The sequence below is a fragment of the Bacillus sp. LL01 genome (genome assembly GCF_001037965.1).
In genome coordinates this window covers 236,123-258,141 of sequence record NZ_LFEL01000006.1, presented here as the reverse complement: position 1 = coordinate 258,141, position 22,019 = coordinate 236,123, and the positions used below count along the sequence as shown (strand labels likewise).

Below are 22,019 nucleotides of genomic sequence, written 5' to 3'. Positions count from 1 at the left end.
TCAGGTAGATAGGTTCGAGGTGGAAGCGTGGCGACACGTGCAGCTGACGAATACTAATCGATCGAGGACTTAACCCAAAACATTTGAACGATAGGAATACCTTGATATGAACACATTATCTAGTTTTGAAGGATCAACCTTCAACTGAATATGTCTGGTAATGATGGCGAAGAGGCCACACCCGTTCCCATACCGAACACGGAAGTTAAGCTCTTCAGCGCCGATGGTAGTTGGGGGATCTCCCCCTGTGAGAGTAGGACGTTGCCAGGCAAATGAGAAAGACCAGTGCTTATTAAATTAGGCGCTGGTTTTTTTGTGTTTTCATGATTGATGACCGTAAGGTCAACTAGGTAGAATAATCGACGTTCTTTTTTGGATAACATATGTTCGAGTGGCGGGTTCAGAGGAGCAAGCAGGTCAAAGAAGCGACAGAGGGAGGACCGGAGTGTACGTTCATCGGGTACACGAGGACCGGACCGACCGAGCTGACGAAGAGATGCGCCGCTCCTATGAAGCCGCCTAGAACACGAAAGTTAAGCTCTGCGGCGCCGATGGTAGTTGGGGGATCTCCCCCTGTGAGAGTAGGACGTTGCCAGGCAAATGAAAGAGACCAGTGCTTATTAAATTAGGCGCTGGTTTTTTTGTGTTTTGAAATACTGGCTGTGGGTGGGTAGATAGGGAGAGTAAGTGTGACTTGGAGGAGGGGCGGTTTTTGCCAGTTGGTGTCGAATGGCATTTATATAGTGCGAGTTGGCTTATAAAATGAAAAGTTGGATTATAAAAATGAAACTTAGCTTATAAATTGAAAACTTGGCTTATAAAATCAAAACTGGCCAGATCTATAGCAAAGATTTAGTGTGTAAAAGCCCTTAATCAGTGTAATGAAGACACTTTGGAGTGAAAATCTTCACCGAAAAGTACTTCATCTCCTCAATAAACACGCTTTGATGCCCAAATTCCCCATTAAAAAGTCCTTCATCACTTAAATCTCTCTAGATTTTCCAGTCCCAATCCTCTATACTAAATAATCTAAATATAGAGTCTACTTAAAAAGGGAGAATGTCCATACATGAAGCGTATTATGGTAATTGGGGCGTCAGCAGGAGTAGGGAAATCCACGTTTGCCAACAGGCTTGGGAAGGCGTTAGATATAGATGTATTTCATCTGGATGCGTTCTTTTGGAAGTCGGGCTGGGTGGAGGCGAGTTTGGAGGAGTTCACAAATGCACAGCAGGAAATGATAAAGAAAAACAATTCCTGGATTGTAGAAGGGAACTATACCGCTACTTTTGATATAAGGGCTGAAAAAGCGGATACGATTATTTATTTGGAGCTTCCGTTACGTGTTTGTTTGTACCGCGTGATAAAGAGATGGCTGACTAATCTTGGGAAAAGGCGTCCCGATCTTGGAGGAGAGTGTACCGAGAGAATGGAATGGAGTTTCCTCAAGTTTATTATCACCACTTACCGGGCAAGGAAGAAAGCGATGAAGAAGAGGTTGGATTTTTATCAAGAAGACAAGCTGGTAGTAAGGTTGAAGGGGAAGGAAGCAATAGAATACTTTTTACAACAGATAGAAAGATCAAAGAGTAGCTCGGTTTCTTAGGTTAAGGACCAGTGGCTACTCTTTTTTTTATAGGTTAAAACTGTTCGAATCTCTTAAAATTAAAGGTTGCTAATATTACAAGGAGAAGAGAAAGGCAGAGTGTTGCTGAAATGACGAGTAAGCCGTTTTCTAGAAGCTCCCCTTGCATGAGAATGGAGGTAGCGTGTTCACGAAGCTTTGCTGGGCTCCATTCCATGAATTTGGTGAAGAGTCCGGTGGATACAGTCAATAGTGCAAGGAAAGATACGCTGACACCGGCAATGCCTCCTGAGGTGCGGAGCAAAGTCCCTGCAAAAATGGTGACTGAGATAATCAACAAAATCCATAAGCTGTAGACGCCAAGGCTTGCCAGCATGATTCTCCAGTCTACTGTGTTGAAAAGCAGATTTGTATAGTACCAGGTCAGCAAGTAGCTTAGTAGCAGTGATACTAGGGCGATGACAAGCTGTGCAGCCCATTTGCTGAGAATGTACTGAGCGGGCTGGACAGGGCGGGCCATGACGAGTGTTAGAGAGCCGTTTTGGCGTTCAATGGAAATGGCACTCATGGAAGCAAGCACGAAAAGCAGAGTGGCTATCGTCCCATATTGTCCAAGTGTTCCTGCAAGGACCTCTTCTCCGGATGGGATAGGGATTTCGATGACTGCGCCTTCCGGAAGGTTTCCGGCTGATTCAATGATTTGTGGCATATAGTAGCTGGTGAGTGGCTGGGTTATTCCGATGATCATGATCACTATAGGCAGCCAGATCCATTTTCCGTTACGCATGCTTTCTTGCATTTCTTTTGTAAACAGGGTTATAAAGTTTCTCATCGGTTCATCACCTTCATATATGCGTCCTCAAGTGAGTCTTGCATTTTTTCATAATGTATTAGTGTCAGCTTGTTTTCTAGTAGTCTCGTTAAAATATTATTTGCTCGGAAGGTAGCTTCGTTTACATAGATGGTTGCTGTGTGACTGTCAGTGTAATCGATGGAGTCAACATCGTGAATTCCGTCCAACTTGCCTGTGAGTGACTCTTCCGTCTTTATTTTCAGTGCAGAGGTGGTGTGTTCGGACTTTAGGGAATCAAGGCTTCCGTTCCATTTGATTTGACCGTTTTTCAGCATGATGACAGAATCACAGACTTGCTCTGCATCGTGAAGGACATGGGTGGAAAAGAGAATCGTCATACGACTTTTCAGTTGGGTCAGGATTTTCAGGACATCACGTCTTCCGTCAGGATCCAGGGCTGAAACAGGCTCATCAAGTATTAGGAGTTCCGGATCATGCAGAAGGGCTTGAGCAAGGCCAAGCCGCTGTTTCATACCACCGGAAAAGCCTCCTATTCGTTTGTTTTTCACGTCTGTTAGGCTGACAAACTCCAGTGTCTCCTCAATTTTCGCTTTAAGTTGTGGCTTCGGGAGATGAGAGAGTTTACCTGCAAACTGTAAGAATTCCTTTGGTGTCATCCAGGAAAAAAAGGATGGGTGCTGTGGAAGGAACCCGATCTGATGACGATAATCCTTTCCCTTGTTTTCTGCAAATTGGATGGTGCCGGAAGTTGGGGTGAGTAGTCCGGCCAGCATTTGCAGGGAGGTCGTTTTCCCGGCGCCGTTTGGGCCGAGCAGTGCGACACAGGTCCCTTTTTCTATTTGAAAAGAAATGCCTTTGACTGCTTGGTGTTGCTTATATGATTTGGTTAGGTGGTTGATCTCAAGTAACATGCCGCTCGCTCCTTAATCGTTTTTTCGGCCAATGATAAAGTAGAGGATTGGGCCGATGGTGGTGATGAAAAGAATGATGAGAATCCAAACCCATTTCGGCCCGGTTGTTTTTTCCTGGCGGCTGAGGCTGACTAATGCTGTTGTCATTAAGATAAGCTGCAGGACAATTAATGGTGTTGCAAGTGACCAGTTGATGTTTTCCATTATAAACCTCTCCTCTTTTGTCTTTTTTGATGTGGATAAAGCACGAAAATCAGATAGAACACAGTAGGGAGTGGGAACTGTATCAGCCCCCAGATTCCCCAGAACCATGCGTAGCTGCCCTTCTTTTTGGCGTCAATGAACAGTAGGATGCTTTGGGTCAGCAGAACAGGAATGAGCCAAGGGAGTATAGTGTATAGTTGGTCCAGCTTTTCCGGTGTCATGATGGAATGCTTCCTTCCTGTTTACTTCTGTTTTTTTGCAGCAAGTAATAGATGATCGGTGCGATGACGAGTGCGGACGCTTGGATGATGATAAACAGCATCGGCGCCTGTAACATTGCCGTTGTAAAGGCGGCTAAAATGAGGAGCGCAGTGATGAGAAAGATGCCTAGCTCTTTTTGGAAGGCTTTCCGTTTTGCCGTTTTCGCCATTTGCAGTTGTTCTTGCAGCTGCTGAGCTGAAGGCATAGGAGGTGACCCTAGCTCATCTAGTTGCTTCCAGTCCTTGTGTAGCTTTGATAAGAGGTCGTTTTCTTTTTTATCCTGTTTATTCATCACGGTCCCACTCCTTTCTTAGTGTATTGATTCCGTTGTGGACTCTGGATTTTACCGTTCCTGTCCGGATGCCGAGTATCGAGCCGATTTCCTCGTAGGTGTACCCGTAATAGTGTCTTAGTAAAATGGGTGTTCTTATTTCTGGTTGCAGCTGATTGAAGTCCGAAAACGTGTCACTCCACTCCATGCCGTTTGAATTGGAGCGAAAGGTTAGTTGCCTAGAAAGAACATGGAGGAGGCGGGTAGCCTTTTTCTTCTCGCGCTCTTTTTTTCGGATGGAATCGATGTAGAGTCTTGAGGCGATCGAGATCATCCAGGTGGAGAATTTCCCTTCCCCTTTGAAGGAGGAGAGGTGGGTGTAACATTTCATCATCGTCTCCTGGGCCAGGTCGCTGCTAGTTTCTTCGTTTAGAGTTAGTTTGAGTAAGTATTTATATAGAAAGGAATAGTGCTTCTGAAATAGCTGTGTGAAGGCATCGTCGTCTCCCGTTATTGCTTCTTGTATAAGATAAATGTCTTCATTTTGCTCCACTCCGATGCCTCCTTTCTTTGTGTTCAACCATAAGACGCTCCCAGATTGGAAAGCGTTCATTTTATTTTTTATTTGTTTACAAGTACCATCTTTTCTTAATCTCCCTTAGAAGAACATAAAAAAACCCCTTTGTGAAGGGGCTTTAGATTGAACGATAGGCTAACTTATATATTATTCGACGTCGACGTTGTAATTCCTTGAGGGGTCTGACCCCTTATTTTTTCCACCCCGCACATAAACCTGCCTTTTGGTGTCGCTTGTGATGTGGCGGTGGAGTTGGATGAGGAGGAGGCCGTTTTCGTAGGTGGCGTCGACTTTGTCGTCACGGACTGGGAATGGGAGTTCGAAGGAGCGTTGGAAGTCTCCTTGGGCGATTCCTTCTTCGATGAGTTCGTAGCCTTGGATGTTGAGGTTGATTTGACCTTGGACTTCGAGCTGTTGCGGACGGATGAAGAGCTGTACCTGATCTGGGTTCACTAGGCCGGGCAGGCACATGACACAAAGTAATTCGTTTTCCTTTTTGTAAATATTGGTCTGGGTCTGCATATTTTCAAAGTATGGTTCAAAGCCGTTCCAGAATTCGTCCCCGAAGAACTGATCCCACTGTTTGCGCCAGTCTCCCATATTCTTGAACTGATTAAAGGGCATCATCGGCAATCACGCTTCCTTTCATGTTTACAATCTCTTTGACATTAGAATATGCAGGAGTGGGTGGGTAAGTGCCTATTCCCGCCGAGATCTAATTCCATTCATGTCGATAATCTTCTTAAACACAATTTAGGGAAATCATGGTATATTTTGAAGTGGAGGTGTTTAAACATGTCAAAAAACTATACATGGATTTTAAACGAAAACACAGAGGGAATAATCATTAGCAAGTGACGACTGGCGTTTAAAACCGTGTTGTTGCTTGCTGGAAGGTAGGTAACAATGAATAGACTGGAAACAAAGCATGTATATTACATCATGCATATTGTTATTTCGCTTGCGAGCTCTATTATGTTTACGACGTATGCGATCTATTACATTAAAGAATTGGGGCTGAATCCCCTTCAATTAATACTGATTGGAACGGCCATCGAGCTGACCGTCATTGTCTTTGAGAGTGTGACGGGAGTAGTGGCTGACACTTATAGCAGAAGACTGTCGATCATCATTGCGACATTTATTTTAGGGGCGGCCTTTCTATTGGAAGGAAGCATCCCTTACCTTGGCAGCAGCACGTTGGCTGTCGGAGTACTATCCGCTTTCGGCTTTTTGCTTATCGCTGAATTCATTCGGGGAATCGGGGAGACCTTTCTTAGCGGAGCGGATCAGGCGTGGCTGACAGACGAGGTGGGGGAAAAGTCAGTAGCGAAGATTTTCGTCCGCACCAACCAGCTGCGACTTATTGCGAGTCTGGCTGGGATCATTATTAGTGTTGCCCTTGCAAGCATCGCTTTGAATTTTCCTTATATAGTAGGGGGAATGCTTTACATTTTTCTGGGCATCTTCTTGAGTATTTTTATGAAGGAAATGAACTTCGAGAGGGTGGAATCTTCAAACGAGAAGCCTTGGAAGGCGATGTCAGCTACATTCGTTTCTGGGGTATCATTTATTAAAAACAAACCGATTCTGGTGCTGCTGTTGGTGGTAACCGTTTTTGTGGGTGCTACTTCAGAAGGATTTGATCGACTTTGGGAGGCACATTTACTAGAAGCATTCACTTTTCCGAGCATCGGTTCACTTGATTCTGTAATCTGGTTCGGAATCATTCATTTTGTTGGGACACTCATCAGTATCGGTGCGATGGAATGGTACCAACGGAGATTTGATGTGAATCAGCCAAAGGTGATCAGGTACAGTCTGTTCTATTTTACAATCGGGCAGATTGTTTTCATGATTTTCTTTGCTTTGACGCCGTCCTTCTATTTGGCAATAGTCTGTTTCTGGGTGCTTGGTATCATTGGATCCATTACTGCCCCAATGTACCAGGCATGGCTTAATCAGCAACTTGAAAGCAGATCCCGTGCCACGGTCCTGTCCATCATGGGCCAGGGCAACGCGGTCGGTCAAGGACTCGGGGGGCCATTTGTAGGTGTCATCGCTACCAGATACTACATCAGAACCGCACTGGTACTGAGCGCCATCCTGCTTCTGCCTGCTGTGGTTTTGTATGGTAAAGTGATGAAGAAGTAAAGAGGGTCTGACCCTCACTACGCTAAAGCACTAAAAAAACCCGCCAATCCTGGCGGGTTTTCTCATTCTATTGCTTATTCATTTCAGTCTTTCTTCTCCAAATTCAACGGTTTTGTGACGTTGGTGAATTTTTCGTCTTTGAATGATTTCATGAGCGAGAAGACCATGAGAATCATGATAATGGCGAATGGGAAGGCGGCAATGATGGAGGCGGTTTGAAGCGCCTGAAGGCCACCTGTCCATAATAGAATGGCTGCTGCTGCCGATTGAATCACACCCCAGATGAACTTGATGGTGTTTGGCGGGTGCATGCTACCGTTAGTTGTCTGCATGCCTAGAACAAAGGTTGCCGAATCTGCTGAAGTGATGAAGAATGTGCAGATAAGGAATATGGCCAGTCCAGACATAATCATACCAAGCGGATAGTTCTGCAGAACAGAAAACAGTGCAACTTCCGTTCCGGATTCGTTAATAACGCTATATATCGGTATCCCCTCGAAGTACTCCAAGAATATCGCAGATCCTCCGAATACAGAGAACCATAACCCACCGAAAACAGTTGGAACCAATAGAACGCCAAGTAAGAACTCACGGATGGTTCTTCCTCTGGAAATCCGTGCGATGAATGTACCAACGAATGGTGCCCAAGCAATCCACCATGCCCAGTAGAAGATGGTCCAATCTTGAACCCAGGAATTATCCGATTCAAATGGGAATAGGCGGAAACTCATGGATGGAAGGTTTTGAATATAGCTCCCGACTGTTGTAGTGAACAAGTCCATAATGAAATTGGTCGGACCTGCAAACAGCAAGAATAACATTAGCGAAATGGCAAGCACGACATTCAGGTTACTTAAGTATTTAATCCCTTTGTTTAACCCGGTCTGTGCTGATAGCATAAATAATACGGTCACTACCAAGATGACAATCAGTTGAGTGTTGATATTGTTCGTGATTGCAGGTGTGATACTCGAAAGTCCACCGCTGATCTGGATTGCCCCCAAACCAAGAGAAGTGGCAACACCGAATATGGTTGCAAACACTGCGATAAAGTTAATGAACGTACCAAGGTGGCCATCAACCCGGTCTCCAAGAACTGGTCGTAAGATGGAGCTGATCACTCCCGGCGATCCTTTTCTGAATTGGAAATACGCTAATGCCAGAGCGATGACAGAATAGATGGCCCAAGGGTGCAATCCCCAATGGAAAAATGAATAGCGCATTGCTACTCTGGCCGCTTCAGCGGTTTCTCCTTCCCCAGTCGGTGGGGCGAAAAAATGATACATCGGTTCTGAAGCACCCCAAAATACTAATCCGATACCCATACCGGCACTGAATAACATCGCAAACCATGTGATGTAATTGTAGTCCGGCTCGTCCGTATCTTTTCCAAGTTTAATCCGGCCAAATTTAGTGAATATAAGAATAACGCAAAAAAGTAAAAAACCTGTTGCGGTCAACAAGTAGAACCAGCCGAACTTATTAACGATAAACCCTTGAACCGCTTCAGTTACAGGCTTTAGAGCAGCTTCTCCCAGCATGCTAGCGGGAATAACGCCCCAGATGATGAATAAGACAGCAACTATAATAGAAACAATAAATACAGGTGTTGCTTTCTTCATGTTGTTTTCACTCCTTTTATGATTTCTCATCACTTCTTTCATAAGTAAAGTATTTGTTACAAAAACGGCAACTATACTATCCTAACACTTCTGGGACTTTAGTCCAATTAATTTATCTTAAGTGTTTACAGATTATAGTTGATTCCATTAGAATTAGTAACTAGATTTGTCACCTAGGAGGCAGGTATTTTGCTTGAGAACAGTTTTGTTATGGTAGCAATCATCATAGTTATCAATATTGTCTATGTATCTTTTTTTACAATAAGAATGATTTTGACCTTGAAGGGGCAGCGATATCTGGCTGCAGGGATCAGCATGGTCGAGGTTGTCATCTATGTGGTGGGTCTCGGTTTGGTGCTGGACAACCTTAATGAAATCCATAATCTTGTCGCCTATGCACTTGGATATGGAATTGGCGTCATTGTTGGGATGAAAATTGAAGAAAAGCTCGCACTCGGCTATACGACGGTCAATGTCATCACAAAAGAGTATGATAAGGACCTGCCAAGGCTTTTACGTGAAAAAGGCTACGGGGTGACCAATTGGCAAGCAAATGGTCTGGAAGGCGACCGGATGGCCATGCAAATTTTAACGCCAAGAAAATACGAAGTAAGTTTGTATCATGCAATCAAAGAACACGATCCTAAGGCATTCATCATCGCCTATGAACCGAAAACCATCCATGGCGGATTCTGGGTAAAAGCTGTGAAGGAAAGGAAAATCAAAGAATGGGTAAGACGCCGCGAAAACGAAAATTCGAAGTAATGGAAGATGAAACCATCAACGACTGTTTGGACCGGATGGCAAAAGAAGGCTACATGCCCTCCCGCCGCATGGAGGAGCCAATCTTCCAGGAAACAGTCAAAAACGGACATAAAGAAGTACATCCAATAGGAAGAAAAATAGTTTTCGAAGGCAAGTTAATGGAAAAATAACACCAAAATACGAACATTAATCGACAAAACGAGCGCAATGTTCATGATTTTCGTTGACATCAACGACAAATGACGGTAAGATAAACGTAGATACCAACGAAATAAATAACGAACTAAACAGCGAAATAATGAACCTCATATAATTTTGGGAATATGGCCCATAAGTTTCTACCTGACCGCCGTAAATTGGTCGGACTATGAGGGGAAGTTAGCACTATCTCTGTTTTTCATGGCGATTAAGTTTGTTTACCTATGCGATGAAAGCCCAGATGGACTGCTTTCCCTCTTCAACAGGGACAGTCCATGCTGGGCTTTTCTGTTTTTAAAAGTTTCTGTTATCGCCGTTGCTGCTTTCCGCAAAATGGCTTCGCTTTCCGCGGGGTGACCTTGAACCTCCTCGGCATTGCCTGCGGGGTCTCAAGATTGTCGCTACTCCCCCGCTGGAGTCTTCGCCTTTTGCTCCAAGCAACAGCTAGGTACTACAGAATCTACCCTGTTGACTGAAGTGCAAGGTGTGAGACTCCGGAGGGAGATAGCGGTAGACTTGAGACCCCGCAGCGAAGTGAGGAGGCTCAAGAACCGCCCCTCGGAAAGCGAACACCTGGAACGAAAGGAAACAGGGAGTCACACAGATACCATCCAAAACAAAAAGGGAGGCAATAAGATGAACGCTTTAGTTGGAGTGATCATGGGAAGTACTTCCGATTGGGAAACAATGAAACACGCATGTGACATGCTTGAGCAACTACATATACCGTACGAAAAGAAAGTCGTATCCGCACACCGCACACCAGACCTGATGTTCACCTACGCAGAACAAGCAAGGGAACGAGGATTAAAAGTCATCATCGCAGGAGCGGGTGGTGCAGCACACTTACCAGGAATGGTAGCAGCCAAAACCACTCTTCCAGTAATCGGCGTACCAGTACAGTCGAAAAGCTTGAACGGCCTTGACTCCCTGCTATCCATCGTCCAGATGCCAGGCGGGATACCGGTTGCAACCGTCGCTATCGGAAAAGCCGGTGCGACAAACGCAGGGCTTCTGGCAGCACAAATGATCGGGGCGTATGACAATCAAACTGCCGAACGTCTTCAATCTAGAAGAGACCAGATCGAACAACAAGTGATAGAAAGTAGTGATCAGCTTGTTTAAAAATATCGTACCACCAGCTACCATCGGCATCATCGGCGGCGGACAACTTGGACGGATGATGGCCCTTTCGGCAAAAGCGATGGGCTTCAAGATTGCTGTTCTCGACCCGACACCTGACTCCCCATGCGGACAAGTGGCAGACATCGAAATCACTGCAGCATTCAGTGACATGGAAGCCATCAAAAAACTTGCATCATTATCAGATGTCGTCACCTATGAGTTTGAAAACATCGATTACGAAGCGCTGACTTGGTTGGAAGAGAACGCCTACTTGCCGCAGGGCAGTGAGGTGTTGAAGGTCACCCAGCACCGCGGTACCGAAAAAATGGCGATTGAAGCAGCTGGCCTTCAGGTGGCACCTTTTATGGAAGTAACGACGAAGCAAGAGCTCCAAGCCGCTATCCAGCAAATCGGCTACCCAAGTGTCCTGAAAACGTGTCGCTTCGGCTATGACGGAAAGGGCCAGGTGGTGCTGAAGGACGATTCGGCGCTTGAACAGGCTACAAAGCTACTCCAACACGGTGAATGTGTCTTGGAAAAATGGATACCGTTTGTAAAAGAGATCTCGGTTGTGGTGGCACGTAGCACAACAGGTGAAGTCAAGGCATTCCCTGTCGGAGAAAACGAACATCGTGAAAATATTTTATACAAAACAATCGCACCTGCAAGGGTCGATCAGATTCTAGAGATGAACGCCATCCAAAGCGCCATGACATTGGCAAAGCATTTCCATCTGATAGGCACACTCGCGGTCGAAATGTTCGTTCTGGAAGACGGAACATTTTATATAAACGAACTGGCACCAAGACCGCACAACTCTGGTCACTATACGATGGATGCCTGTGAAACCTCTCAGTTCGAGCAGCACATCAGGGCAGTGACGGGGATGCCGCTTGGAAAAACGACCTTATGGAAGCCAGCGGTTATGGTTAATCTATTAGGGGAGCATGTAGATGCGGCGATTACACACATTCCACACTATGAAAATGTGAAGCTTCACCTGTACGGAAAGCATGAGAAAAAAGTGAAACGAAAAATGGGACATATCAATATTTTAGCTGATACAATAGAACAGGCTTTGGAGCAAGAAGCTTCATGGCAGATATGGAACACAGATGAACGGAGGATTTTAACATGATTGAACGTTATACAAGACCCGAGATGGGCGCGATTTGGACCGAGGAGAACCGTTTTCAGGCTTGGCTTGAGGTAGAAATACTGGCATGTGAAGCTTGGGCAGAACTTGGGGATATCCCGAAAGAAGACGTTAAGGTGCTTCGTGAAAAAGCATCATTCGATATTGAGCGCATCAAGGAAATCGAAGCCGAGACCCGCCATGACGTGGTAGCTTTTACAAGAGCGGTTTCGGAAACATTAGGCGAAGAAAAGAAATGGGTACATTACGGCTTAACTTCAACAGACGTTGTTGATACAGCGTTATCTTATCAATTAAAGCAAGCGAACGTGATCCTTCAAGCAGACTTGGAGCGTTTCGTCACTATTTTAAAAGAAAAAGCACAGGAACATAAATACACGGTAATGATGGGCCGTACGCACGGTGTCCACGCTGAGCCGACAACTTTCGGATTGAAACTTGCTCTATGGTACGAGGAAATGAAACGTAACCTCGAGCGCTTCAAACACGCAGCAGAAGGCATTGAGTTCGGAAAGATTTCTGGAGCAGTTGGCACATATGCCAACATCAACCCGTTCGTAGAAGAGTATGTGTGCGAAAAATTGGGCTTGCAACATGCACCTATCTCTACACAAACCTTACAGCGTGACCGTCATGCCCACTACATGAGCACACTAGCCTTGATTGCAACATCCATCGAGAAGTTTGCAGTGGAAGTACGTGGACTACAGAAGAGTGAAACGCGCGAAGTGGAAGAATTCTTTGCAAAAGGTCAAAAAGGATCTTCGGCAATGCCTCATAAACGCAATCCGATTGGTTCGGAAAACATGACAGGCCTTGCACGTGTAATCCGCGGCTACATGATGACAGCATATGAGAATGTGCCACTTTGGCATGAGCGCGATATCTCGCATTCATCTGCAGAACGCATCATTTTACCGGACAGCACCATCGCATTGAACTACATGCTGAACCGTTTCGGCAACATCATTAAAAACTTGACGGTGTTCCCTGAAAACATGAAACGCAACATGGACCGCACATTGGGGCTTATCTACTCCCAGCGCGTACTACTTGCACTGATCGACACTGGCATGTCCCGTGAAGAAGCATACGACACGGTCCAACCAAAAGCAATGGAAGCTTGGGAAAAGCAGGTCCACTTCCGTGAGCTTGTAGAAGGTGAAGAGAAAATCACTTCCCGCCTCACACCAGCACAGATCGAGGACTGCTTCGACTACAACTACCACCTGCAACATGTTGACACTATTTTTGATCGATTGGGGCTTTGAAAATTGGTTGAACGCCGCTGTTGATTTCCGCACCGGGCTTCGCTTTCCGCGGGGCGGTGCTTGAGCCTCCTCACTTCGTTGCGGGGTCTCAAGTCTTCCGCTACCTCCCGCCGGAGTCTTCGCCCTGTGCTTCAATCAAAAGCTAGGTTGTTTCGTAATTTAAATAAATCTAATTGCATTAATACTTTCCCCTGTTAATTGGAGTGGAAGGCACGAGACTCCTGCGGGAGGAAGGGACAGGGGAGACCCCACAGGCGAAGCCGAGGAGGCTCCCGGACCGCCCGCGGTAAGCAAGTGCCTGCAACGGAAATTAACAGGGAGTTTTACAGAACACAACTCTCTTCACTATAGGAGGCATACTCATGACCTTGCACAAGCTGGAACTACTATACGAAGGCAAAGCAAAACTCGTCTACTCAACCACAGACGAAAACATCGTCTGGATCCAATACAAAAACTCCGCCACCGCCTTCAACGGCGAAAAAAAAGCCGACATCACAGGCAAAGGTCGACTGAATAACGAGATTACTAGTTTACTATTTTCCATGCTCACAGAAGCAGGGATTGAAAACCACTTCATCGAGCGCAAGTCCGAAACAGAACAGCTCGTGAAAAAGGTCGATATCATTCCACTCGAAGTCGTGGTACGCAACATCACCGCAGGCAGCATGGCAAAACGCCTCGGGATCGAAGAAGGCCACCCTCTCCAACAGCCGATTGTCGAATTTTACTATAAAGATGATTCACTTGGTGATCCGCTCATCACAGAAGATCATGTTCAGATATTGAAGCTTGCAACACCTGCAGAAGTGGATATTTTGAGGCATGTAGCGCACAAGGTCAACGTGGTATTATCGGAATTTTTCGAAAAGAAGGATCTGAAATTAGTGGACTTCAAGCTGGAGTTCGGCAAGACGAGTGACGGGAGAATCATCCTGGCAGATGAGGTATCACCGGATACTTGCCGCCTATGGGATAAGGAAACGAATGAGAAACTTGATAAGGATGTCTTCCGCAGAAACCTTGGAAGCCTGACAGATGCATACGAAAAAATACTGGCACGTATTGGAGGAGAGCAGCATGTATAAAGTGAAGGTGTTCGTGACGTTAAGAGAGAGTGTCTTAGATCCACAGGGAACAGCAGTGAAAAACTCGCTTCATAGCCTTTCATATAAAGAAGTCGAGGAAGTGCGTATCGGAAAATTTCTTGAATTGACAATAGCGAAAACAGACCGTGATCTCGATGTACTTGTAAAGGAAATGTGTGAACGCTTACTGGCAAATACAGTGATCGAAGACTTTCGTTATGAGGTGGAGGAGGTCGTTGGATCGTGAAATTTGCAGTCATCGTGTTTCCAGGCTCCAACTGTGATGTAGACATGTACCATGCCATCAAAGACGAGCTTGGGGAAGAAGTAGATTATGTGTGGCATGATGCAACAAACCTGGAGGAGTATGACGGAATTTTACTACCAGGAGGATTTTCTTACGGGGATTACTTGCGTTCCGGTGCGATTGCACGCTTTTCCAATGTGATGCTTGAAGTGCAGAAAGCTGCAGAAGCGGGTAAGCCAATTTTGGGTGTATGCAACGGGTTTCAAATTTTGCTGGAGTCAGGTCTTCTTCCAGGGGCAATGAGAAGAAACAAGGACTTGAAGTTCATGTGCCGTCCGGTGGAATTGAAAGTGGAGAACAATGAGACAATGTTCACATCCGGATATGAAAAAGATGAGATCATCACCATCCCCATTGCGCATGGGGAAGGAAATTACTATTGTGATGAGAAAACCTTAGGGGAATTAGTAAGCAATGGGCAAATTGCTTTTTCCTATAATGGTGATAATCCAAATGGTAGTCTACATGATATTGCAGGGATTGTAAATGAAAAAGGGAATGTGCTTGGTATGATGCCTCACCCTGAAAGAGCGGTTTCTGAGCTGTTAGGCAGTGCTGACGGACTCAAACTCTTTCAATCTATCGTTCGTAATTGGAGGGAATCACATGTCGTTACTTCTTGAACCAAATCCAGAGATGATCAAAGCGGAAGGTATTTACCGTGAAATGGGACTAAACGATGAAGAGTTCCTAATGGTAGAAAAAATTCTTGGGCGTCTGCCGAACTACACGGAAACCGGATTATTTTCGGTTATGTGGTCCGAGCATTGCAGCTATAAGAATTCCAAACCAGTACTGCGAAAATTCCCGACAGAAGGGCCGAAAGTATTGCAGGGTCCTGGGGAAGGTGCAGGAATTGTGGACATCGGGGACAATCAGGCTGTCGTATTCAAAATCGAGAGTCATAACCACCCGTCTGCCATTGAGCCTTATCAAGGGGCGGCAACTGGTGTCGGCGGAATTATCCGTGACGTCTTTTCGATGGGCGCACGTCCGATTGCGTTATTAAATTCTCTGCGCTTTGGAGAACTGACAACTCCGCGCGTGAAATATTTGTTTGAAGAAGTGGTGGCAGGTATCGCCGGCTACGGAAACTGTGTGGGCATCCCAACAGTTGGCGGCGAGATCCAATTCGACCCTGCCTATGATGGCAACCCCCTTGTAAACGCGATGTGTGTAGGGCTGATCAATCATGAAGATATTAAAAAAGGGCAAGCGAAAGGTGTCGGCAATACCGTCATGTACGTAGGGGCAAAAACGGGACGCGACGGAATTCACGGGGCAACTTTTGCATCAGAAGAATTATCAGAAGCATCTGAAGAGAAGCGCCCGGCAGTGCAAGTTGGGGATCCGTTCATGGAGAAGCTCTTGCTTGAAGCTTGCTTGGAGATCGTGAAATGGGACGGCTTAGTAGGAATCCAGGACATGGGTGCAGCTGGACTGACAAGCTCTTCTGCTGAAATGGCATCCAAAGCTGGTTCCGGAATTGAAATGAACCTGGACCTTGTGCCACAACGTGAAACTGGCATGACAGGCTATGAAATGATGCTTTCCGAATCCCAGGAGCGCATGCTGATCGTGGTCGAAGCGGGCCGTGAGCATGAAGCACACGCAATCGTTTCTAAGTATGACCTCGAGGCTGTATCAATCGGAAAAGTTACCGATGACAAAAAACTACGCCTTATTCACAAAGGTGAAGTGATTGCAGATGTGCCAGTTGATGCACTGGCTGAGGAGGCGCCGGTTTATCACAAGCCTTCCAGTGAGCCTGCATACTATCGTGAATTCCAGCAGATGGAAGTAGATGTACCGGAAGTTGCCGACTATAAAAAAACGTTGGAGGCTTTATTGAAGCAGCCAACCATCGCAAGCAAAGAGTGGGTGTATGATCAGTATGACTATCAGGTCCGTACAAACACAGTGGTGGTGCCAGGTTCCGATGCAGCGGTAGTGCGTATTCGTGGAACGGAAAAAGCATTGGCGATGACAACCGACTGTAATTCCCGTTATCTTTATTTGGATCCGGAAGTTGGTGGCATGATCGCGGTGGCGGAAGCGGCACGTAATATCGTCTGTTCTGGTGCAAAGCCGTTGGCAATCACAGACTGCCTGAACTTCGGGAATCCTGAGAAGCCGGAGATCTTCTGGCAAATCGAGAAAGCGACAGACGGCATGAGTGCTGCGTGTCGCAAGCTTGAATCCCCGGTAATCGGTGGGAATGTATCCTTATATAACGAAACGAACGGTGTGGCCGTGTACCCGACGCCTGTAGTCGGCATGGTCGGATTGATAGATGATTTGAAGCATGTGACAACCCAGGAGTTTAAAAACGAAGGCGATCTGATTTATGTAATCGGGGAAACAGGTTCTGAATTTGGCGGAAGTGAGCTGCAGAAGCTTACGTACGGCAAGATTTTCGGTAAGGCGCCTGCCATTGATTTGGATGTGGAAGCCAGACGCCAGGCGCAGCTCTTGGCAGCGATTCGCACTGGTTTAGTGGCATCCGCGCATGATGTATCGGAAGGTGGGGTAGGCGTGGCGCTTGCGGAAAGTGCGATTGGCGCTAGTGGCTTAGGAGTGACAGTGACACTTGAGGGTGAAATGACCTCTGCGCTATTTAGTGAAACACAATCCCGATTTGTCGTTTCCGTTCGTCCGGAAAACCAGGAAGCATTTGAGGCGGCTGTGTCGGATGCGAGACTTATAGGAAGTGTCACACCGACAGGTAATCTCCATATTGAATCGGCATCACGTGAAGTCGCAATTCACATGTCCGTGGACGACCTTCGGGTTGCTTGGAAAGGAGCTATTCCATGCTTGCTGAACTGAAAGGCTTAAACGAGGAATGTGGGGTGTTCGGGATCTGGGGACATCCCGAGGCCTCCCAAATCACTTATTACGGATTGCATAGCCTGCAGCACCGTGGCCAGGAAGGCGCTGGAATTGTCACAACTGATGGGGAGAAGCTTGCAACGGTCAAAGGGGAGGGCCTTGTGAACGAAGTGTTCGGTAATGGTAGATTGCAAGAGATGGGAGCAGGAAAAGCAGCCATCGGTCATGTACGATACGCAACAGCTGGTGGCGGCGGATTTGAAAACGTGCAGCCCTTATTGTTCCACTCGCAATCTGGCAGTCTTGCACTTGCACACAACGGAAATCTCGTAAATGCAAATGCATTAAAGCATCAGCTTGAAACGATGGGAAGTATTTTACAAACAACATCAGACACCGAAGTGCTTGCCCACCTTATTAAAAGAAGCGGATATACTTTATTGAAGGACCGGGTGAAAAATGCTCTGTCCATGCTAAAGGGTGCATATGCATTTTTAATCATGACTGAAACAGAAATGATGGTCGCGCTCGATCCGAACGGATTGCGACCTTTGTCACTTGGTAAGCTAAATGACGCCTATGTAGTGGCATCTGAAACCTGTGCGTTTGATGTGGTGGGTGCCGAGTTCATTCGCGACATCGAGCCTGGTGAGCTTTTGATCATCGACAATGGCGGTTTGCATTCCGAGCGCTTTACGATGCACACGCAGCGCGCGATGTGCAGCATGGAATACATCTATTTTTCCAGGCCGGACAGCAATATTGACGGCATCAATGTCCATACTGCCCGTAAAAGTCTTGGGAAACAGTTGGCGATGGAGTCACCGATTGAAGCAGATGTGATAACAGGGGTACCGGATTCCAGTATTTCGGCAGCAATCGGCTATGCGGAGTTCTCAGGAATTCCTTATGAGCTTGGCCTTATTAAAAATAGATATGTTGGCCGAACATTTATCCAGCCTTCCCAGGCATTGCGTGAGCAGGGTGTAAAGATGAAGCTTTCTCCTGTCCGTGGTGTCGTAGAAGGAAAACGTGTTGTGATGGTAGACGATTCGATCGTGCGCGGAACAACAAGCAGACGGATTGTCCGGATGCTTCGTGATGCCGGTGCAACCGAGGTGCATGTGCGCATCAGTTCACCGCCAATCAAGAATCCTTGTTTCTATGGAATCGACACATCAAGCCACGAGGAACTGATTGCCTCTTCCCATTCCGTGGAGGAGATGCGCGAGATCATCGGAGCGGATTCGTTGGCATTCTTGAGTCCTTCCGGCACGGTCGAAGCGATCGACCGTCCGTTTGACGGGGAAACCCGTGGACAATGCATGGCATGCTTTACCGGCAAGTATCCAACGGAAATTTATCCGGACACGGTGCTGCCGCATGAGAAGTGCTGAATATAAATTACCTATTTTCAAAAGAGCTAACAAAAAAGCTCTTTTCTCAAAGATTGTTGCTAAGCACTTGTAAAAAGTCGGCAATTGGACTTTTTACTGCTTATATGCTAAAAATCGCAAGTAGTATCTTTCGGAGAACGGGGAAAAGAGCACGACAGTAAGTAATATAACGGTTAATTTGAGTGTGCGATACAGCAACAAATTTTACGAAAAGAGCTAACAAAAAAGCGGCGGGATTCCAAAGATTCGTCGCTTTTCCATTGGAAGGGAGACACGACACATATGGCAAATGCATACAAGCAAGCGGGTGTAGATTTAGAAGCGGGCTATGAAGCGGTAACGCGTATGAAAAAGCACGTGGCTAGAACAATGAGGCCAGAGGTGATGGGAGGTCTCGGCGGATTTGGAGGCCTATTCGACCTATCAGCAGTGAATGTAAAGAACCCGGTGCTCGTTTCCGGTACGGACGGTGTCGGCACAAAGCTGATGCTCGCTTTCCAACTCGATAAACATGACACGATCGGGATGGATGCAGTTGCGATGTGTGTCAACGATGTCGTGGTACAGGGAGCGGAGCCGCTTTATTTTCTCGATTATATTGCATGCGGCAAAGCGGTCCCGAAGCGAATCGAGAATATCGTAAAAGGGATTGCGGATGGCTGCGAACAGGCAGGCTGTGCTTTAGTCGGCGGTGAAACAGCGGAAATGCCGGGAATGTATGACGACACCGAGTACGACCTGGCCGGATTCACGGTAGGTGTGGTGGAAAAAGAGCGCCTTATCACTGGTGAGAATATCAAACCAGGTAACGTCCTGATCGGACTCAGCTCTAGCGGTATCCACAGCAACGGCTACTCGCTTGTCCGTAAAATCGTATTCGAAAAAGGCCAATTGGACCTGAACACGAAATACGAAGGTTTGAATCGGACACTTGGTGAAGAGCTTCTGACGCCTACGAAAATCTATGTAAAACCGATCTTAGAAGTCCTGAAAAAATTCGACATCAACGGCATGGCCCATATAACTGGCGGCGGATTCATCGAGAACATCCCGCGCATGCTTCCTGAAGGTCTTCAAGCCGAAGTGGATTATGGCACATGGCCAATCCCACCGATTTTTGACTTCTTGCAAAAGGTTGGTGAGCTCAACCGCAAGGAAATGTTCAACATTTTCAACATGGGAATTGGCATGGTGCTTGCCATCAACGAAGAAATCCTTCCTGAGGTTGTACGTATTCTGGAATCCAACGGGGAGAAGGCTTACTTAATTGGTCGTGTAAAAGAGGGCGAGGGGATCACGTTCGGCGGTGGAGAAATCCGATGACAACGAGAAAGAGAATCGCCATTTTTGCCTCAGGGAGCGGCTCCAATTTTCAAGCGTTAACGGACGCTTGCCATAAAGGGGAATTAGAAGCCACTCCGGCATTGCTTATTTGTGATAGACCAGGAGCATTTGTGGTCGAACGTGCGACGAGGGCAGACATACCGTATTTTACATTTGCACCAAAAAGCTACCGGAATAAAGAGGATATTGAAACGCACATAATCGAGGAATTAAATCGATATAAGATTGATTTTATCGTGCTTGCAGGCTATATGCGCCTTATTGGGCCGACACTGTTGAGTGCTTTTAAAGGGCGAATCGTCAACATCCACCCATCCCTTTTGCCAGCGTTTCCAGGCTTGGATGCAGTTGGTCAATCATTGGAGTATGGTGTGAAACTCACAGGAGTGACCATTCATTTTGTCGATGAAGGCATGGATACCGGACCGATCATAGCACAACAGGCGATTGAAGTCGAAGTGGATGATACGCGAGAAATGCTAGAGAAGAAAATCCATGAAGTGGAACATATATTTTACCCAAAAACCTTACAACAACTTTTTTCAGTCAAAGGAGAGGCAGCGATAAGATGAGAGCATTAGTGAGTGTTTCCAATAAAGAGGGCATCGTCCCATTTGTACAGCAATTAGTGGACCTAGGTGTAGAGGTTATTTCCACCGGCGGTACAAAGAAAGTTTTGCAGGATAACGGTGTGAAGGTAATCGGCATTTCTGAGGTGACAGGATTTCCAGAAATCCTTGATGGCCGAGTGAAAACCTTGCACCCGATGATCCACGGTGGGTTATTGGCAATGCGTGACAGCGAAAGTCACAAAGCGCAGCTAGAGGAGCACGGAATTACCCCGATTGATCTAGTTGTGGTGAATCTGTACCCATTCAAAGAAACGATCTCAAAAGCAGATTCCACATTTGAAGATGCAATTGAAAATATCGACATCGGCGGACCGACAATGCTTCGTTCTGCGGCAAAAAACCATAAGGATGTTGCGGTACTCGTGGATCCAGCAGATTACGAAGGAGTAATTTCCGAGCTTAAAGAGAGCGGGAAAGTGGAAGTTGCAACGCGCCGCCGTCTAGCTGCAAAAGTGTTCCGCCATACAGCGGCTTATGATGCGATGATTTCGAATTACTTAACAGAAGCGGTGGAAGAGAAGCACCCTGAGTCGTTGACCGTTACGTTTGAGAAAAAACAAGGCCTTCGCTACGGCGAAAATCCGCATCAACAGGCAGCTTTTTACCAAACTCCTTTAGCATCCGAATTCTCGATTGCTTCTGCAGAGCAGCTGCACGGAAAAGAACTATCCTACAACAACATCAATGATGCAGACACGGCGCTGCAAATTGTAAAAGAATTCAAAGACCCGACAGTAGTGGCCGTAAAACATATGAACCCATGCGGAGTGGGAACAGGTGAAACGACGGTGGAAGCTTACCGTCGTGCGTATAAAGCCGATCCGGTGTCCATTTTCGGTGGCATCATCGCCTTCAATACGGAAGTGGATAAGGAAACGGCAGAACTGTTACATGAACTATTTTTGGAGATTGTCATTGCACCGTCCTTTAGTGAAGATGCATTGACTGTATTGAAGCAGAAGAAGAATCTCCGTCTGTTGTTGGTCGATATGAACGGGGAAGACGTTATGCAATCCCGAATGGTTTCAGTCCGCGGAGGCGTTTTGGTGCAGGATGAAGACCAGGCAGGATTTGATGAGGCAACAATCACCGTTCCAACAAAGCGTGAGCCGACAGAGCAAGAATGGGCAGACTTGAAGCTTGCTTGGAAAGTCGTCAAGCATGTGAAGTCCAATGCAATTGTTCTTACAAAAGGCGGCCAAACAGTCGGCGTCGGTGCAGGACAGATGAACCGTGTCGGTGCAGCGAAAATTGCCATCGAGCAGGCTGGCGAAAAAGCAGTAGGTTCCGCACTAGGATCGGATGCATTCTTCCCGATGAACGATACAGTGGAGGCAGCTGCAAAAGCCGGCGTCACAGCAATCATCCAGCCAGGCGGTTCCATCAAAGACGAGGATTCCATCAATAAAGCAGACGAATACGGGATTACGATGGTATTCACGGGGATGAGACATTTTAAGCATTGATGGTATGTGTTCATAAGTATTGAAAACGGGATTACCACA

Annotated in this window: 23 protein-coding genes, 1 rRNA gene and 1 riboswitch; of the genes, 16 read left to right on the top strand and 8 right to left on the bottom strand. The window is 46.5% G+C overall.

The window, feature by feature from the left end; translation table 11 throughout:
* Nucleotides 1-153 precede the first annotated feature (153 nt).
* Both rrf and AB685_RS18215 read left to right on the top strand, forming a co-directional pair.
* Nucleotides 154-270, top strand: a 5S ribosomal RNA gene (gene rrf / locus AB685_RS18220).
* 799 nt (nt 271-1,069) lie between these two features.
* Nucleotides 1,070-1,606 carry a topology modulation protein gene (locus AB685_RS18215; RefSeq protein ID WP_047972018.1) on the top strand — a complete coding sequence of 179 codons (537 nt, stop codon included), beginning with the start codon at nt 1,070-1,072 and terminating at the stop codon, nt 1,604-1,606.
* A gap of 34 nt (nt 1,607-1,640) precedes the next feature.
* Here AB685_RS18215 and AB685_RS18210 read toward each other — a convergent pair whose 3' ends face one another.
* The 7 genes from AB685_RS18210 to AB685_RS18180 form a co-directional block, all read right to left on the bottom strand.
* Nucleotides 1,641-2,417: an ABC transporter permease subunit gene (locus AB685_RS18210; RefSeq protein ID WP_047972017.1), complete on the bottom strand. Its 777-nt coding sequence runs from the start codon at nt 2,415-2,417 to the stop codon at nt 1,641-1,643.
* On the bottom strand, nt 2,414-3,310 hold the full coding sequence (locus AB685_RS18205) for an ABC transporter ATP-binding protein (RefSeq protein WP_047972016.1): 897 nt from the start codon (nt 3,308-3,310) through the stop codon (nt 2,414-2,416). Before AB685_RS18205 ends, AB685_RS18210 begins: the two co-directional genes overlap by 4 nt.
* Before the next feature lie 12 nt (nt 3,311-3,322).
* Complete coding sequence (locus tag AB685_RS18200) at nt 3,323-3,514, bottom strand: PLDc N-terminal domain-containing protein (RefSeq protein WP_047972015.1); 192 nt, start codon at nt 3,512-3,514, stop codon at nt 3,323-3,325.
* Nucleotides 3,514-3,735 (bottom strand): hypothetical protein, encoded by a 222-nt coding sequence (locus AB685_RS18195; protein ID WP_053073876.1) that lies wholly within the window; start codon nt 3,733-3,735, stop codon nt 3,514-3,516. The genes AB685_RS18200 and AB685_RS18195 overlap by 1 nt, the downstream gene beginning before the upstream one ends.
* Nucleotides 3,732-4,067, bottom strand: coding sequence for a YxlC family protein (locus AB685_RS18190; RefSeq protein WP_047972014.1), 336 nt, complete (start codon nt 4,065-4,067; stop codon nt 3,732-3,734). Before AB685_RS18190 ends, AB685_RS18195 begins: the two co-directional genes overlap by 4 nt.
* A complete protein-coding gene (gene sigY, locus AB685_RS18185; protein ID WP_047972013.1) occupies nt 4,060-4,599 on the bottom strand; it encodes an RNA polymerase sigma factor SigY in 540 nt (179 codons plus the stop codon). The genes AB685_RS18190 and sigY overlap by 8 nt, the downstream gene beginning before the upstream one ends.
* A 171-nt stretch (nt 4,600-4,770) precedes the next feature.
* On the bottom strand, nt 4,771-5,250 hold the full coding sequence (locus tag AB685_RS18180; protein ID WP_047972012.1) for an Hsp20/alpha crystallin family protein: 480 nt from the start codon (nt 5,248-5,250) through the stop codon (nt 4,771-4,773).
* Between the two features lie 279 nt (nt 5,251-5,529).
* Between AB685_RS18180 and AB685_RS18175 the strand changes: the two genes are divergently transcribed.
* Complete coding sequence (locus AB685_RS18175) at nt 5,530-6,777, top strand: MFS transporter (protein WP_047972011.1); 1,248 nt, start codon at nt 5,530-5,532, stop codon at nt 6,775-6,777.
* Between the two features lie 83 nt (nt 6,778-6,860).
* Here the strand turns inward: AB685_RS18175 and AB685_RS18170 are convergent, their stop codons facing one another.
* Nucleotides 6,861-8,399: a BCCT family transporter gene (locus tag AB685_RS18170; RefSeq protein ID WP_047972010.1), complete on the bottom strand. Its 1,539-nt coding sequence runs from the start codon at nt 8,397-8,399 to the stop codon at nt 6,861-6,863.
* A 210-nt stretch (nt 8,400-8,609) separates the two neighbouring features.
* Between AB685_RS18170 and AB685_RS18165 the strand changes: the two genes are divergently transcribed.
* From AB685_RS18165 to purH, 13 genes are all read left to right on the top strand, one after another.
* Nucleotides 8,610-9,164, top strand: a complete 555-nt coding sequence (locus AB685_RS18165) for a DUF5698 domain-containing protein (RefSeq protein WP_198530542.1) — start codon at nt 8,610-8,612, stop codon at nt 9,162-9,164.
* Nucleotides 9,128-9,334 carry an NETI motif-containing protein gene (locus AB685_RS18160; protein WP_047972008.1) on the top strand — a complete coding sequence of 69 codons (207 nt, stop codon included), beginning with the start codon at nt 9,128-9,130 and terminating at the stop codon, nt 9,332-9,334. Before AB685_RS18165 ends, AB685_RS18160 begins: the two co-directional genes overlap by 37 nt.
* 115 nt (nt 9,335-9,449) lie before the next feature.
* Nucleotides 9,450-9,552: riboswitch (purine riboswitch) on the top strand.
* Between the two features lie 446 nt (nt 9,553-9,998).
* On the top strand, nt 9,999-10,487 hold the full coding sequence (purE, locus tag AB685_RS18155) for a 5-(carboxyamino)imidazole ribonucleotide mutase (RefSeq protein ID WP_047972007.1): 489 nt from the start codon (nt 9,999-10,001) through the stop codon (nt 10,485-10,487).
* Nucleotides 10,471-11,625 carry a 5-(carboxyamino)imidazole ribonucleotide synthase gene (gene purK, locus AB685_RS18150; RefSeq protein WP_047972006.1) on the top strand — a complete coding sequence of 385 codons (1,155 nt, stop codon included), beginning with the start codon at nt 10,471-10,473 and terminating at the stop codon, nt 11,623-11,625. Before purE ends, purK begins: the two co-directional genes overlap by 17 nt.
* Complete coding sequence (purB, locus tag AB685_RS18145) at nt 11,622-12,914, top strand: adenylosuccinate lyase (protein WP_047972005.1); 1,293 nt, start codon at nt 11,622-11,624, stop codon at nt 12,912-12,914. Before purK ends, purB begins: the two co-directional genes overlap by 4 nt.
* Nucleotides 12,915-13,276: 362 nt before the next feature.
* Nucleotides 13,277-14,002: a phosphoribosylaminoimidazolesuccinocarboxamide synthase gene (gene purC / locus AB685_RS18140; protein WP_277814298.1), complete on the top strand. Its 726-nt coding sequence runs from the start codon at nt 13,277-13,279 to the stop codon at nt 14,000-14,002.
* Entirely contained in the window at nt 13,995-14,249 is a 255-nt protein-coding gene (gene purS, locus AB685_RS18135; RefSeq protein WP_047972004.1) for a phosphoribosylformylglycinamidine synthase subunit PurS, read from the top strand. The genes purC and purS overlap by 8 nt, the downstream gene beginning before the upstream one ends.
* The gene (gene purQ / locus AB685_RS18130; protein ID WP_047972003.1) at nt 14,246-14,932 is read left to right on the top strand and encodes a phosphoribosylformylglycinamidine synthase subunit PurQ; all 687 of its coding nucleotides are present in this window, start codon (nt 14,246-14,248) and stop codon (nt 14,930-14,932) included. Before purS ends, purQ begins: the two co-directional genes overlap by 4 nt.
* Nucleotides 14,916-17,138 carry a phosphoribosylformylglycinamidine synthase subunit PurL gene (gene purL / locus AB685_RS18125; RefSeq protein WP_047972002.1) on the top strand — a complete coding sequence of 741 codons (2,223 nt, stop codon included), beginning with the start codon at nt 14,916-14,918 and terminating at the stop codon, nt 17,136-17,138. Before purQ ends, purL begins: the two co-directional genes overlap by 17 nt.
* Complete coding sequence (gene purF, locus AB685_RS18120) at nt 17,123-18,538, top strand: amidophosphoribosyltransferase (protein WP_047972001.1); 1,416 nt, start codon at nt 17,123-17,125, stop codon at nt 18,536-18,538. Before purL ends, purF begins: the two co-directional genes overlap by 16 nt.
* A 282-nt stretch (nt 18,539-18,820) precedes the next feature.
* A complete protein-coding gene (purM, locus tag AB685_RS18115; RefSeq protein WP_047972000.1) occupies nt 18,821-19,861 on the top strand; it encodes a phosphoribosylformylglycinamidine cyclo-ligase in 1,041 nt (346 codons plus the stop codon).
* A complete protein-coding gene (purN, locus tag AB685_RS18110) occupies nt 19,858-20,454 on the top strand; it encodes a phosphoribosylglycinamide formyltransferase (RefSeq protein ID WP_047971999.1) in 597 nt (198 codons plus the stop codon). The genes purM and purN overlap by 4 nt, the downstream gene beginning before the upstream one ends.
* Entirely contained in the window at nt 20,451-21,980 is a 1,530-nt protein-coding gene (gene purH / locus AB685_RS18105; RefSeq protein ID WP_047971998.1) for a bifunctional phosphoribosylaminoimidazolecarboxamide formyltransferase/IMP cyclohydrolase, read from the top strand. Before purN ends, purH begins: the two co-directional genes overlap by 4 nt.
* Nucleotides 21,981-22,019 lie beyond the last annotated feature (39 nt).

What these genes read in the sequence shown, in the direction of transcription:
- AB685_RS18215 (WP_047972018.1), top strand. Translation starts at nt 1,070, where the DNA reads ATGAAGCGTATTATGGTAATTGGGGCGTCAGCAGGAGTAGGGAAATCC.
- AB685_RS18210 (WP_047972017.1), bottom strand. Translation starts at nt 2,417, where the DNA reads ATGAGAAACTTTATAACCCTGTTTACAAAAGAAATGCAAGAAAGCATG.
- AB685_RS18205 (WP_047972016.1), bottom strand. Translation starts at nt 3,310, where the DNA reads ATGTTACTTGAGATCAACCACCTAACCAAATCATATAAGCAACACCAA.
- AB685_RS18200 (WP_047972015.1), bottom strand. Translation starts at nt 3,514, where the DNA reads ATGGAAAACATCAACTGGTCACTTGCAACACCATTAATTGTCCTGCAG.
- AB685_RS18195 (WP_053073876.1), bottom strand. Translation starts at nt 3,735, where the DNA reads ATGACACCGGAAAAGCTGGACCAACTATACACTATACTCCCTTGGCTC.
- AB685_RS18190 (WP_047972014.1), bottom strand. Translation starts at nt 4,067, where the DNA reads ATGAATAAACAGGATAAAAAAGAAAACGACCTCTTATCAAAGCTACAC.
- AB685_RS18180 (WP_047972012.1), bottom strand. Translation starts at nt 5,250, where the DNA reads ATGATGCCCTTTAATCAGTTCAAGAATATGGGAGACTGGCGCAAACAG.
- AB685_RS18175 (WP_047972011.1), top strand. Translation starts at nt 5,530, where the DNA reads ATGAATAGACTGGAAACAAAGCATGTATATTACATCATGCATATTGTT.
- AB685_RS18170 (WP_047972010.1), bottom strand. Translation starts at nt 8,399, where the DNA reads ATGAAGAAAGCAACACCTGTATTTATTGTTTCTATTATAGTTGCTGTC.
- AB685_RS18165 (WP_198530542.1), top strand. Translation starts at nt 8,610, where the DNA reads ATGGTAGCAATCATCATAGTTATCAATATTGTCTATGTATCTTTTTTT.
- AB685_RS18160 (WP_047972008.1), top strand. Translation starts at nt 9,128, where the DNA reads ATGGGTAAGACGCCGCGAAAACGAAAATTCGAAGTAATGGAAGATGAA.
- purE (WP_047972007.1), top strand. Translation starts at nt 9,999, where the DNA reads ATGAACGCTTTAGTTGGAGTGATCATGGGAAGTACTTCCGATTGGGAA.
- purB (WP_047972005.1), top strand. Translation starts at nt 11,622, where the DNA reads ATGATTGAACGTTATACAAGACCCGAGATGGGCGCGATTTGGACCGAG.
- purC (WP_277814298.1), top strand. Translation starts at nt 13,277, where the DNA reads ATGACCTTGCACAAGCTGGAACTACTATACGAAGGCAAAGCAAAACTC.
- purS (WP_047972004.1), top strand. Translation starts at nt 13,995, where the DNA reads ATGTATAAAGTGAAGGTGTTCGTGACGTTAAGAGAGAGTGTCTTAGAT.
- purL (WP_047972002.1), top strand. Translation starts at nt 14,916, where the DNA reads ATGTCGTTACTTCTTGAACCAAATCCAGAGATGATCAAAGCGGAAGGT.
- purF (WP_047972001.1), top strand. Translation starts at nt 17,123, where the DNA reads ATGCTTGCTGAACTGAAAGGCTTAAACGAGGAATGTGGGGTGTTCGGG.
- purM (WP_047972000.1), top strand. Translation starts at nt 18,821, where the DNA reads ATGGCAAATGCATACAAGCAAGCGGGTGTAGATTTAGAAGCGGGCTAT.
- purN (WP_047971999.1), top strand. Translation starts at nt 19,858, where the DNA reads ATGACAACGAGAAAGAGAATCGCCATTTTTGCCTCAGGGAGCGGCTCC.
- purH (WP_047971998.1), top strand. Translation starts at nt 20,451, where the DNA reads ATGAGAGCATTAGTGAGTGTTTCCAATAAAGAGGGCATCGTCCCATTT.